Origin of the sequence: Azospirillum sp. B510 (assembly GCF_000010725.1) — a bacterium.
Lineage (GTDB): Bacteria > Pseudomonadota > Alphaproteobacteria > Azospirillales > Azospirillaceae > Azospirillum > Azospirillum lipoferum_B.
The window spans coordinates 1,385,127-1,397,947 of the sequence record NC_013855.1 but is presented as its reverse complement, the minus strand read 5'-3'; the positions used below and the strand labels follow the sequence as shown (position 1 = coordinate 1,397,947).

Sequence of the window (12,821 nt, the reverse complement as noted above, 5' to 3'; positions counted from 1 at the left end):
CACAGCGGCCCGGCGCGGCGTCCGATGCATCGTTCCCTCCTCAACGCAACTGGTTGCCGACCATCGCGTCGGGCGTGAAGTCCGAATCCTTCAGGTCGGTGCTGGGGGTGACGCCAATCGCGGAGGCCGGCGCGTTCATGAAGGGACCCGCATACCAGGCGCCGGACAGGAGGTCGTAGAAGCCGAAGGTCACGATCTCGGTCATGCTCATCTCCGCGTAGGTGACCGGCATGCCATAGAGCGTCTTCCACAACTGTCCGTTCGCGTCCCAGCGGTCGGCGAGGACGGCGAGCCAGGAATCCTCGTCCACGTAATAGCGGCTGCGCGGCGAGGTATGACGCTTGCCCGACTTCAGGCTGGCTTCGACCACCCAGACCCGATGCCGCTCCCACCGGACATGGTCCGGGTTGAGGAACGCCCCGGTCATCAGCGCTTCGGGATTGTCGGGCTGTAGCATCTTGTAGGCGTTGTAGGGGATCAGCATCTCCTTCTTGCCGACCAGCGTCCAGTCGAACAGGCCGGGTCCGCCGGCGAAGACGCTGACTTCGTCGAAGCTCAGCAGACCCGCCGAGGTCGGCAGCGGCGTGTCGCCGTTCGGGTTGGGAAGCTTGCGCACCCGGCGCTGGCCGGTCAGGTACACCCAGGTGTTGGTTTTTGCGTCGTCAACATGCAAGCGACCGACCAGGGCCTCGCCGGCGCGGATCGGCGGGCCGTCGTTCATCACCCGTGTCAGCCAGAAGACGCCGTCGAACTTTTCCGCCGAACCGTTCGGGTCGTAGTAGGGCATCAGGATGTCCTGCTCGCCCTTGACGACCATCACCTTCTTGCCATCGGCGGTGACCATCCAGGTCTGCCCGTTGATGGTCCGGGTCTGCGTCCCCTGATAGCGCAGCAGATGGTTCCACATCACCTCCAGCCCCGATTTCGGGATCGGGAAAGGCGGGCCGCCGTAGGCGCCAGACGGGATCGGATAGTTGGCCCCGTCGACCAGCTTGGCCCGCGTGGCGTTCCTGAGGGTGTTGTCATAAACCCATTGCGGCGCCACCGCCGTGCGGTGGGTCGGGTAGACGTCCATCCGGTAGTTCGGATAGCGTTGCAGCATCGCCTTCTGGCCGTCGGTCAGCGCGTCGGCGTATTGGGCCATGGTCTTGGCGCTGATCGAGTAGAGCGGCTTTTCGGCCGCGAAGGGATCCGGGCGGCGCTGCGCCGAGGTGAAGCCGGACGGCAGCTTGACTTCCCCGCCGTTCCAGGCGGGGATGGTTCCGTCCTTGTTGCCGGCGCGTTCGCCCCCCAGGGGGGTCAGGGTGGACTTGAGCTGCTGGGCCTCCTGTTCGCTGACGGCGGCGACGGCGGGCAGGCCGGCTGAGACGCTCGCGGCCAGAACCGCGCTCAGGAAAAGCGAATTCAGTTTCATCGATTTCTCCAGGGGGATCAGAACGTGCGGCTCACGTTCAGTGAAATGAAGTCACGATCCCGGAAATACTGTTTGTAATTCCAAGCCTGCGTACCCCCGGCGCTGACCGGACTGACGAGAACTCCGGAATTTCCGAAGTAATGGGTGACGTTCAGACCGAGCTGCCAAACATCGAGATAGGTCGCCTTCACACCGAGATTGAGTGAGCCGCTATTCTCGGGCAGGGGGGCCACGCCAACCATGTTGCGCGACCCCTTGGGCTGATAGCCCAGCCCGATAGGAAGACGCAGGTCCACCCCCGGAAGCGCCTGATAGTAGACGGGTTCGAACAGCACCTGGAAACGCAGGCTGTTGCGTGTGCCGTTGGGCGCGCACACCGAACCTGGGAAGCTGGTCGGCTGGCAGCCGCTCAACGTGTCGGCGTTCTTCTGCACGCTGAGCACGCGCGCGAAGGCCACCTCGCCGACCAGGGAGGCGTCGTCCCACAGCGGTGTGGTGCCGAGATTCGATCCGAAGGCCGAGACGTTGGCGTGGAAGGTCCGCCCCACCGCATAGCGCGGTCCATTGCCGAGGTCGTAGGCGTTCGGGGACAGCAGATCCTGGTTCGTGCGGATGGACGTTTCGACGGCGTAGTTGAACAATCCCATGCTGCGGTTGGCGCTGGCGCCGAAGGCGTTGATGCCGTTGTGATAGGCTTCGTAGAAGGTGCCCCTGAGCGGATTGGTGACGATCTGGCTGGATTTGTCGTTGAAGCGGACGGCATACAGGCCAAAATCGACATCCTCCTCCCGCAGTCGCAGGGCGACGCCGCCCTGTCCGCTGTTCTTGCCATCGCGCGTAGCGGTGCGGTGGAGTGCGCCGGCGGGAGTCAGGATCAGGTCGCCGCCCGCCTGGAAATCGATCGGCGAGAAATAGCTGCCGGCCCCCTGCGAGCGATTCGGGCGCCAACTGAACTGGTAGAAGCTGTAGGCGGTCAGCGCGTCGGTGAGCTGGATCTGCGCTGATGCCTGCGGAACCGGGCGCAGGAGTTCCTGGAAGCGAAGATTGGGCACGGACAGCGCCTTGGCCTGATCGACCGGCGACATCGCGCCGGCGATCGCGTTGTCGCCGAAGAACAGGCTCTCGCCCCAAATCACGCTGTGTTGACCCAGCCGCACCGTCGCCCGATGGTCACCTACGTTGAAATTTCCTGAGACGAACGCATCGAGCAACTCCGCATCACGGCCATGCACGCGGCGGGTGTAGGAATTGAACTGGGTCGGGCCGGAAATGTCCGACGAATTTACGGCGCTGGTCCCCGGGCCGAAGACGCCGGCTGTGTTATTGTGGTTTCCGTGGTTGTAGACCGAATCATACCAGGCGGCCCCGCTCAGGCGGAGGCCGAACTGCCTGTAACCGGCCTCGAACTCGCTGAGCAGGTCGACGCGGTTGGACGTGAGGCCGCGCTTGCGGAAATTGGTGTCGCCGTCGCTGAGATTGGCGTTGCCCAACAGGGTGTCGTCGGCGTCGCGCAGCCGGTAGCTGGAGCTGTACTTGAGTGTGTTGTCCCAGCGCAGCTTTAGATCCGGGATGTCGGTTTCGATCTGTGCTGCGGCGGCCGACCCTGCAAACGCCACCGCGATCAAGGTTAGTGCGGACCCTTCTGGACGCCGCAACGTTGGCCTGGAAGATCTATGGATTCTCTTCATTTTTACTTCCATCCCTGACGGTGTTTCGCTGAATGTTTATTTTTATTATTGTCTTTCATGTGGTCACAGCGTGCGATGGACCTGCCTGGCCTTCGCGTCGGGCGACGGCGGGACTGGCACAATGGCGGTGACGGCGTTGGTGGTGGCGCTTCCGGCGGTCAGCCGGTCATCGGGTGAAGATATTGACGGTGACGACGGCCTCTTCGTAGCCGATCTGGCCGCCGCCATTTTCCTGCAGGGCGACGGTCGCGCCATCCACCTGCCGTGCCCCGGCCTCGCCTCTCAATTGGGTGACCAGCTCATGGATCTGGCTGAGGCCGGTGGCGCCGATCGGGTGCCCCTTGCACTCCAGCCCGCCCGACGGGTTCACCGGAACACGGCCGCCGATCGACAGCGCGCCGGCTTCGGCCGCGGCGCCGGCGCTGCCCATCGGCGTAAGACCGAGGAACTCCACCGCCATGAGCTCACCCATCGCGGTGGCGTCATGCGCCTCGACCACCGACACCTCTTCCGGACCGATGCCCGCCTGTTCGTAGGCGGCAAGGGCGGCGCGGCGGCAGGCTGCCTTCTCGAACTCGGTCGGTCCGCGGGGCGCCGCGGTGGCGATCGCCGTGGCGGCAACCCGGATCGCCCGCCGCCGGTCGATGCCGAATTTCTTTAGGCCGGCCTCGCCGCACAGGATAACCGCGGCGGCGCCGTCGGAGAGCGGCGCGCACATCGGCATGGTCAGCGGATAGATGATGGGCTGTGCCGCCAGTACCTCTTCAATGGTGAAGGGACGCTGGTATTGCGCCAGAGGGTTGTGGACCGAATGCATATGATTTTTGGCCGCCACCGCCGCGATCTGCCGCTGAGTGGTGCCGAAGTTCTTCATCCAGAACCGGCACATGGCTGCATAGATGGCCATGAAGCGACTGTAGGGACGGGACGATTCGCTGCCGGACGGAATCTCCATTCCCTCTCCCAGCGCCAGCAGACGCGCCGCGTTCTCTTCGGCGGTCAGGACATCCCATCCGCCTTCGAAGAGAGCAAGGGCGCGGCGCTTGTCTTCGATGTTCATCTTCTCCGCGCCGATGGCAAGGGCGACCTCGCAGGCCCCGGCCCGCAGCGCCTGCGCCGCCAGTTGAAAGGCGCTGGTGCCGGACGCGCAGGCATTCTCGATATTCCAGATCGGCATCCCCGCCAGACCGACCTTGCCGAGAACGATCGGTCCTGGAACGGCATTCTGGCCCTGGAGCGGCCCCTGGGTCACACCGGAATAGAAGACCTGCCCGATGTCCTCGCGGGTGATCCCGGCATCGCGTAGCGCGGCCTCCAGCGCTTCCTGGGTCAGCGACTGCAGGGAACGTTCGATGTGCCGGGCAAACTGGGTCATGCCGACACCGATGATGTAGACGGAGGAGACCATGGATTCGCAGTCCAATCGCAGTGGATGGAAAGTCTGCCGTCGATCGCCGCACAACGGTGCGGGGTTCGAATGTTCAGCAGAACGTACTGTTCAAATCCTACGATCTTGCCCAGGCGCATGCCCCCCCTGAGAAGAGTGGGGTGGGTGGGCGATGGGCGCGGCCCTTTGGACATTGCCGCCGGAACCGGCACTTGCCGGATGTTTCCAACCATTCCGGACGGGCCGTCATCGCCAGATTATTGTTTATATAGCGTATCGTCTGTGTTTCTGTATGTTATGAAGTAGGCAAAATTCCCGACCCGGCCGTTCGCCGTCTGGTTCGCCGGCCCCCATCCGGGCGGCCAAAATCCGGTTGGTTGAAGTCCCATGGTGATTGACAATTCGAGCCACGATCCGGCGCTGACCCTGAAGTCCATGCCCCCGCGTGCCGTGCGCGGTTTCCTGAACCGCGACCGATTGCAATTGAGCAGGATCGAACTGAGGGGCGCCAAAGCGACGGTGATGCTGGCCCCGACCGGTTTCGGCAAGACGTCGCAACTGATCCAATGGGGGCGCGACGCGCTTGCCCGCGGCGGGCTTGCCTTCTGGCTCAGCCTGGACCATCGCGACGACCCGTTTCGTCTGGTGCGCGGGCTCATTTGCTCGGCGCGGAGTTCTTGCGGCAAGCGTGGCTTTTCCGATTCCACCACCCGATGGATCGAAGACCGCTCCGATCCGCAGGACGCGTTGACCGGCTGGCTCGCCGAGGTCGCGGATCTGGCGGTGGATGTTCTGCTGCTTCTCGACGACGCTCATCTCCTGCCTTCGCAGACCCGCAGCCAGCTCCTGCCCTTCCTGCTGAACAACGCGCCGGCCAACCTGCACATTGCCTTGGCGGCCCGGCCGACCGGCGCCCTGATGGCCAGCGGCGCCTTGAGCACCGTGACGATCGCCCGTGTTCTGGCGCCGGACCTCCGCTTCCGCCTCGACGAGGCTATGGCCGTCCTGTCGGCGGCTTTGGGTGGGCGGTGCAACCCGGAAGCCGCCTTGCAGTTGCATGAATTGACCGAGGGCTGGCCGCTGGGGATTCAGCTTGCGGTGGCGGCGTTGCAGCGCAGCGGCGACATGGAAGGGCTTCTCTCGGCGGCGACGGCCGACATCCGGCGTTATTTCATCGACACGCTGATCGACCGCCAGAGCGCCGATGCCGTACATCTGCTGGTGCGGCTCGCTCATTTCGATCCGATCCATCCGGACCTCTGCGCGGCGGTGCTCGGCAACACGCTGATCGTTCAGGAACTGCACCGGATCTACGACGAGACGCCTCTGTTGTTGCGCTCGGAGGGTGGCGACTGGATGCGCCTGCACCCGCTGGCGCGCGCAGTGCTGCGCGAAAGACTCGGCCAGTTGCCCGCGGCGGAACGGCAGAGAATGTCCCAGGCAGCCACCGCCTGGTATGCTGATCGCAAGCTCTATGAAGAAGCGGCCCAACATGCGCTTCTCGCTGGAGATGGCGAAATCGCCCTGTCGCTGGTCGAGCGTCATACCCACAGCATGACGACCCAGGGGAAGAGCGCGACAGTGCTGGACTGGTACAGTCGGCTTTCCCCCGATGCGATCAAGCGGCATCCGGGCTTCTGGGCGCCTGTGGCATGGGCTTTTGCCATGGGGGAGCGGAATGCCGAAGTCCAGCCGCTGATCGACCTCATCATGGCGCAACCCGATCTGCCGGACGCCGCACGCTTCGAGGCCGATCTCATCCGCGTCACGGCCGCGGGCTTCACGGACCGCGTCGATGTGATGACGGAGGTGCTCGCCCAGTGGCCGACTCCCCCGTTGCAAGCGCGCCAGGGCGAAGCCCAGATTCTCGGCCTGACGAGAGCCACTCTCGCCCTCTATGACGGTCAGCCGGACCAAGCCCGGCTGGCCTTGGCGCGGGTCGCCATCGGTGACGGGACGGATGATTTTTCGCCGATGTCGTCCGGCTTCACCGAGTACTGCACCGGCCTCAGCCACCTTTGGGAGGGCCGTTATAGCCTGGCAAGCCGGGAATTGCGCCCAGCGCTGGCGCGTGCGGAGGAGCGCCTGGGCCGTCGTCATCCGGTCGCCTGCATGCTGGCGGCGCTCCTTGCGCAGGCCAATTGGGAGAGCGAGCAAGGCGACGACCCGGTCACCCTTATGGCTGGCCGGTTGCCTGTGCTGGAGCGCTACGGGTTGCCCGACGCGCTGATCGCCGCCTACACGACCCTTGCGCGCATCGCCGACCACGGAGGCCGGCAGGACCTGGCGCTGGACCGCCTGGAATCCCTGCAAGCCATTGGTCGGCTGCGTGGAATGCCCCGCCTTCAGGTATCGGCGCAGTTCGAGCTGGTGCGGCTGCACGTCCGGCATGGCCGTCACGACACCGCCCGCTCTCACTGTGACGGTCTGGATGGTCTGGTTCAACGCCACCGCGACAGAACACCGGAACCCTTCCTGCGCTGGATCGACCTGCACGCTGAACTGGCGCGCGGATATACCGAGTTGGCCCGGAACGACAGAACCAACGCGCTTCAGGCGATCGAAGCCGCCAGCGCTCTGGCGGAGGGCCTGAAGCGCGGCGGAAACGTCGTCGAAACCCGCTTTCTGCGTGCTGATCTATTGCAATGCCAAGGCTCTCCGGAGGCATGCGCTGTGCTCGGCGAAGCCATCAGCCTTGCCCAGGCCAGCGGCATGTGCCGAAGCTTGCGCGCCTTTGCCAATCATGGGCGGGACCTGTCGGAGAGGGAGCCGAAGGAGACGGTCGACCGGGGAAATCCCGCCATTCCGACGACGCCGAAGGAGCTCCATGCTCTCGGTGCAGGCCTTTTGACAACTAAAGAGCGAGAGGTCCTGACGCTGTTGAGCCGGAATCTAAGCAACAAGGAAATCGCTCGTGCCATGGATATCGGTGAACAGACCATCAAATGGCACATGAAGAACCTTTTCGGAAAGCTCAATGCCGCCGGGCGGAAGCACGCGGTGGCGCGTGCCCGGCTGCTTGGATTGGTCGACGCCTGATCGAAGCGGCCCGATCCAGCCCCCAGCCGGGCCGGACTGGGCTGGTGGACCGCGCGCCCTGAACTGTCCTGAACCGCCTTGAAGATCGCAGGCGAGGTGAAGATCTACCTGATCCGGGCAATGACGAAGCCGACCACTCCCATCCCGTCCGGGGATGGAACTGTAGCCGGCTCCTGCCCTTGGCGCGATTGTCGGCTGGCTCCATTGGCCGGATACGGCCATGCGGTCAGGGAATCACCTCGAACAATCCGGCGGCTCCCATGCCGCCGGCGATGCACATCGTCACGACGACATGGCGCACGCCGCGGCGGCGTCCTTCGAGCAGCGCATGACCGACTTGGCGTGAGCCGGAGACTCCGTAGGGGTGACCGATGGCTATCGCACCGCCGTTGACGTTCAGGCGCTCGTCCGGGATGCCGAGCCGGTCGCGGCAATAAAGCACCTGGACGGCAAAGGCTTCGTTCAGCTCCCACAGGCCGATGTCATCGACCGTCAGGCCGGCCTTGGCCAGCAGTTTCGGCACGGCGAAGACAGGGCCGATCCCCATCTCGTCGGGTTCACAGCCCGCCACCTGAAAGCCGCGGAACACCCCGAGCGGTTTCAGCCCCCGCCGTTCGGCGACACGGCCGCTCATGACGACGCAGGCCGAGGCGCCATCCGAGAGCTGACTGGCGTTGCCAGCCGTGACCACCTCTCCGGGCAGCGCCGGCCGGATCTTCGCCACCCCGTCCAGCGTGCTGTCGGCCCGGATGCCCTCGTCCCGCGCAACGGTCACCGGCTGGATGCCGATGGTGTCGTCGTGACGGACCACCGCCATCGTCGTATCCATCGGTACGATTTCGTCGTCGAAGCGCCCGTCGGCCTGGGCCTGGGCCGCCCGCAGGTGGCTGCGCACCCCGTATGCGTCCTGCCGCTCGCGGGAGATGGCGTAGCGCTTCGCCACCACTTCGGCGGTCTCCAGCATTCCCCAGTAGATCGCCGGTTTGTGCTCCTCGATCCAGTCTTCCTTCAGGTTGAAGCTGTTGGCATTCGATTGCACCATCGTGATCGATTCAATGCCGCCCGCCACATAGATGTCTCCCTCGCCGGCGATCACCCGTTGGGCGGCGAGCGCTATGGACTGCAGTCCGGTCGAGCAGAAGCGGTTGATGGTGAGGCCGCCGGTAGCGACCGGACAGCCGGCCCGCAGTCCGACGATGCGGGCGAGATTGAAACCGCCGGCCCCTTCGAGGAAGGCACTGCCGAGGATGATGTCCTCCACCTCGGCCTTGTCGATGCCGGCGCGTGCGATGGCATGGGCGACCACATGGCCGCCCAACGTCACCGGATGGGTCATGTTGAAACCGCCCCGGTAGGATTTTGCCAAGCCGGTGCGGGCGGTCGAGACGATGACGGCGTCGGTCATGAAGGCTCCGATTCAAGATGCGAATCAACGAAAGTCCCAAAAGAACGGCCGCGATCGGCCAGACGGCGCAGCAAGGGGGCGGGCTGCCAGAAGCTGGCGTCTTGCGGATCGGGGGCCGCCTCGGCGAAGCGCCGCATGGTCCCCAGAATGTCGGCCAGTCCGCGCCGGTCGGCCGCGAACATCGGTCCACCGCGCCAACGGGGAAAGCCGTAGCCGGCGGTATAGACGACGTCGATGTCGGAGGCGCGTTGGGCGATCCCATCCCCCAGGACTTTCGCCCCTTCATTGACGAGCGCCAGCAGCAGCCGGTCGATAATCTCTTCATCGGCGATGGTGCGGCGCCGGAGCCCAAGTCGGCCGGATTCGGCGACAACCGCCGCGTTCACTTCCATGCTGGGTTGCGGTCCCCGCTGGCTCGCCGAATAGTCGTACCAGCCGCGGCCGGACTTCTGGCCGAAGCGCCCCATCGCCACCACGGCGTCGAAGCTGCCCGAGAAGGCCAGTTCCGGGCGGTTGGCCATGACCTGCGCACGGATCCCGGCCCCCAGGTCGTTGCCGGCCAAGTCGCTGACCCGGAAGGGTCCCATCGCCATGCCCCAGCGTTCGATCGCTTGGTCCACCTGATGAGGCAGCGCGCCCTCGTCGAGCAGACGGCCAGCCTGATACAGATAGGGCTGCAATATCCGGTTGCCGATAAACCCCTCGCACACGCCAGAGACGACGGAGGTCTTGCCGATCCGGCGGGCAAGCGCGATCGCCGTCGCCAGCACGTCGGGCGCGGTCGCCGCACCCCGCACCACCTCCAGCAGTTTCATGACATGGGCCGGGCTGAAGAAATGCAGCCCCAGCACATCCTGTGGGCGTCGGGTGAAGCCGGCGATCCGGTCGAGGTCGAGCATCGAGGTGTTGGTGGCGAGCACCGTTCCGGCACGGGCGACCGCGTCGATCTGTTCGAAGACCTGGCGCTTGACCTCCAGGTCCTCGAAGACCGCTTCGATCACCAGATCGGCTTGCCGCACCGGGTCGTATCCGACGCAGCCCTTGATCAGGTCGAGCCGCCCTGCGGCCTCTTCCGCTGTCAGCCGCCCCTTCCTCAACGCGGATTCGCAGGTCTGGCGAATGATGGCGAGCCCGCGGTCGAGCGCCTCCTGTTCGCGTTCGATCAGGGTGACCGCCAGCCCGGCATTGGCGAGGCTCATGGCGATCCCGCCGCCCATGGTGCCAGCGCCGATCACCGCAACGGTTTTGACCGGGCGCGGCTTTATTCCGTCGGGCAGGCCGCGAATGTCCGCCGCCCGGCGTTCAGCCAGGAAGGCATGGCGCAGCCCGGCGAATTCGGCCGTTCCGCGCAGGCGCGTGAAGCAGTCGTGTTCAAAGGCCAGCCCCTCGTGGAAGGGCAGGGTGGCCGCCTTCTCGACGCAATCGACGCAGGCCACCGGCGCCGGCAGGCCACGGAACCGGGATTGCACGGTTGCCCGTGCGAAGGCGAAGAACGCCTGGGCGTTTGCCAGACGCGGCGTCAGTGCCCCGGTACGCCGCAGCATGCCGTCGGCGGCGTTGGGCACGGCAAGCTCGCCGGCCAGCGCCATCGCCACCTCCACGGCCGCCTCCACGGGGGAGCCGTCGGTGAGACGGTCGAAGAGGCCGCTGTCCCGCAGACTCTGCGCCGGCTGGGTGCGGCCCTGCACGATCAGGTTCAGCGCCAGTTCGAAACCTACCAGACGCGGTAGCCTCTGCGTGCCGCCGGCGCCGGGGACAAGGCCCAGATGGACTTCGGGCAGTCCCACTTGCGTGCGTGCCTCGGCGACGCGGGCATGGCAGGCCAGGGCGAGTTCCAGGCCGCCGCCGAGCGCCATCCCGTGCAAGGCGGCGACCACCGGCTTGGGGCTGTTTTCGATCAGCGAGAACAGGGTCGCCGGGGTCGGTTCCTGGCAGACGGCGGGGAGATCGAACTCGGTGATGTCGCCGCCGCCGCAGAATCCACGGCCTGCGCCGGCGAGCACGATCGCCCGGACCGAGACATCGCGCAGGGCCGCGTGCAGGGCGGCGCCCAGCCGTGTACGGAGCGCCAACGCCAGGGCGTTGACGGGCGGGTGGTCGAGCGTGATGACGGCCACGCCCTCATTGAGGTGGTAGTCGGACAAGGGCGGTTTCCTGTAGGGTTGCCGGGGGGTGGCGCTCACAGAGCCTTCACCAGGTCGGGAATGGCGGTGAACAGATCGGCTTCGATGCCGTAGTCGGCGACCGCGAAGATCGGCGCCTCGGGATCCTTGTTGATCGCCACGATGATCTTCGAATCCTTCATGCCCGCCAGATGCTGGATCGCGCCGCTGATGCCGACCGCGATGTAGAGCTGAGGGGCCACGATCTTGCCGGTCTGCCCGACCTGGCAGTCGTTCGGGGCATAGCCGGCATCGACGGCCGCCCGGCTTGCGCCCATGGCGGCGCCCAGCTTGTCGGCGAGCGGCGTCAACAGCGCCGCGAAGGTCTCGGAGGAACCGAGAGCTCGTCCGCCGGAGACCACGACGGACGCCGCGGTCAGTTCGGGACGGTTGTTCTTGGTCATTTCGCAGCCGATGAAGTGGCTTTTGCCACCGGGCGGGACAGCGTCCGCGCGCTTCACCGGCGCGGCGCCGCCGGTCGGCGCGGCGGGGTCGAACCCCGTGCTGCGGATGGTGACGACCTTCACCCCGTCCAGGCTCTGTACCGTCGCGATGGCGTTGCCAGCATAGATCGGGCGTTCGAAGCGGTCGGGGCCGAGGATTCTGATGACATCGCTGACCTGTGCCACATCGAGCCGCGCCGCCACCCGTGGAGCGACGTTCTTGCCGCCGGCCGTTGCCGGAAACAGGATGTGGCCGTAGCCGGCGGCCATCGACAGGATCTGTTCCGTCAGGTTTTCCGCCAGCCCTTGCCCAAGGCCGGGACCATCGGCATGCAGCACCTTGGCGACACCGGCGATCCGGGCCGCGGCCTCCGCCGCCGGGCCGGCATTCTCGCCGGCCACCAGCACATGCACCGCTCCGCCGATTTGCAGGGCGGCGGCGACCGTGTTCAGGGTGGCAGGCCTGATCGCGGCGTTGTCATGTTCGGCAATGACGAGGACGGGCATGGTCAGATCACCTTGGCTTCGGTCTTCAGCTTCTGCACCAGGGTGGCTACGTCGGGCACCCTGACCCCGGCCTTGCGGGTCTCCGGTTCGGTGACCCGCAGTGTCCGCAGCCGCGGCGTCACGTCGATTCCAAGATCCGTGGGTTTCAGGGTCTCCAGCGGCTTCTTTTTGGCCTTCATGATGTTGGGCAGTCCGACGTAGCGCGGCTCGTTCAGCCGCAGATCGGTGGTTATTACCGCCGGCAGGGTCAGCCCGACGACTTCCAGCCCGCCGTCGATCTCCCGTGTCACCGTGGCCAGATCATCGGCGATCTCGATCTTCGATGCGAACGTCGCCTGGGGCAGATCGGCCAACGAAGCCAGCATCTGGCCGGTCTGGTTGCAGTCATCATCGATCGCCTGCTTGCCCAGAACGATCAGTTGCGGCCGCTCCCGGTCTGTCAGCGCCTTCAGCAGCTTGGCGACCGCGAGCGGTTGCAGTTCGGCATCGGTCTCGATCAGGATCGCCCGGTCGGCGCCGATGGCGAGTGCGGTGCGCAGCGTCTCCTGGCATTGAGCGACGCCGCAGGAAACGGCGACGATCTCGCTCACCACTCCTTTTTCCTTCAGACGGACGACCTCTTCGACCGCGATCTCATCGAAGGGGTTCATGCTCATCTTTACGGCTCCCAAGTCGACGCCGGAGCCATCCGCTTTGACCCGGACCTTGACGTTGTAGTCAACGACCCGTTTCACGGTCACCATTGCTTTCATGTTTGATTGTCCTGCTGTTTCTGG

Annotated in this window: 8 protein-coding genes; 1 reads left to right on the top strand and 7 read right to left on the bottom strand. The window is 65.6% G+C overall.

Annotation, left to right across the window (positions count from 1 at the left end; genetic code table 11):
• Window positions 1-40 precede the first annotated feature (40 nt).
• The 3 genes from AZL_RS21125 to AZL_RS21115 form a co-directional block, all read right to left on the bottom strand.
• On the bottom strand, window positions 41-1,414 hold the full coding sequence (locus tag AZL_RS21125) for a DUF1329 domain-containing protein (RefSeq protein WP_012976496.1): 1,374 nt from the start codon (window positions 1,412-1,414) through the stop codon (window positions 41-43).
• Between the two features lie 17 nt (window positions 1,415-1,431).
• Entirely contained in the window at window positions 1,432-3,030 is a 1,599-nt protein-coding gene (locus AZL_RS21120) for a DUF1302 domain-containing protein (RefSeq protein ID WP_247894427.1), read from the bottom strand.
• Between the two features lie 238 nt (window positions 3,031-3,268).
• Window positions 3,269-4,510 carry a thiolase family protein gene (locus tag AZL_RS21115; protein WP_012976494.1) on the bottom strand — a complete coding sequence of 414 codons (1,242 nt, stop codon included), beginning with the start codon at window positions 4,508-4,510 and terminating at the stop codon, window positions 3,269-3,271.
• 366 nt (window positions 4,511-4,876) lie between these two features.
• Here AZL_RS21115 and AZL_RS21110 point away from each other — a divergent pair, with 366 nt between their 5' ends.
• Window positions 4,877-7,528 (top strand): LuxR C-terminal-related transcriptional regulator, encoded by a 2,652-nt coding sequence (locus tag AZL_RS21110; protein ID WP_012976493.1) that lies wholly within the window; start codon window positions 4,877-4,879, stop codon window positions 7,526-7,528.
• Window positions 7,529-7,754: 226 nt separating this feature from the next.
• Here AZL_RS21110 and AZL_RS21105 read toward each other — a convergent pair whose 3' ends face one another.
• Genes AZL_RS21105 through AZL_RS21090 form a run of 4 tightly spaced genes read right to left on the bottom strand, consistent with a single transcriptional unit; the run spans window position 7,755 to window position 12,797 of the window.
• A complete protein-coding gene (locus AZL_RS21105; RefSeq protein ID WP_012976492.1) occupies window positions 7,755-8,933 on the bottom strand; it encodes an acetyl-CoA C-acyltransferase in 1,179 nt (392 codons plus the stop codon).
• Entirely contained in the window at window positions 8,930-11,077 is a 2,148-nt protein-coding gene (locus tag AZL_RS21100) for an FAD-dependent oxidoreductase (protein WP_042444409.1), read from the bottom strand. The genes AZL_RS21105 and AZL_RS21100 overlap by 4 nt, the downstream gene beginning before the upstream one ends.
• A gap of 35 nt (window positions 11,078-11,112) precedes the next feature.
• Window positions 11,113-12,045: an electron transfer flavoprotein subunit alpha/FixB family protein gene (locus AZL_RS21095; RefSeq protein WP_012976490.1), complete on the bottom strand. Its 933-nt coding sequence runs from the start codon at window positions 12,043-12,045 to the stop codon at window positions 11,113-11,115.
• A gap of 2 nt (window positions 12,046-12,047) precedes the next feature.
• Complete coding sequence (locus AZL_RS21090) at window positions 12,048-12,797, bottom strand: electron transfer flavoprotein subunit beta/FixA family protein (RefSeq protein ID WP_012976489.1); 750 nt, start codon at window positions 12,795-12,797, stop codon at window positions 12,048-12,050.
• Between the last annotated feature and the right edge of the window lie 24 nt (window positions 12,798-12,821).

What these genes read in the sequence shown, in the direction of transcription:
- AZL_RS21125 (WP_012976496.1), bottom strand. Translation starts at nt 1,414, where the DNA reads ATGAAACTGAATTCGCTTTTCCTGAGCGCGGTTCTGGCCGCGAGCGTC.
- AZL_RS21105 (WP_012976492.1), bottom strand. Translation starts at nt 8,933, where the DNA reads ATGACCGACGCCGTCATCGTCTCGACCGCCCGCACCGGCTTGGCAAAA.
- AZL_RS21095 (WP_012976490.1), bottom strand. Translation starts at nt 12,045, where the DNA reads ATGCCCGTCCTCGTCATTGCCGAACATGACAACGCCGCGATCAGGCCT.
- AZL_RS21115 (WP_012976494.1), bottom strand. Translation starts at nt 4,510, where the DNA reads ATGGTCTCCTCCGTCTACATCATCGGTGTCGGCATGACCCAGTTTGCC.
- AZL_RS21110 (WP_012976493.1), top strand. Translation starts at nt 4,877, where the DNA reads ATGGTGATTGACAATTCGAGCCACGATCCGGCGCTGACCCTGAAGTCC.
- AZL_RS21090 (WP_012976489.1), bottom strand. Translation starts at nt 12,797, where the DNA reads ATGAAAGCAATGGTGACCGTGAAACGGGTCGTTGACTACAACGTCAAG.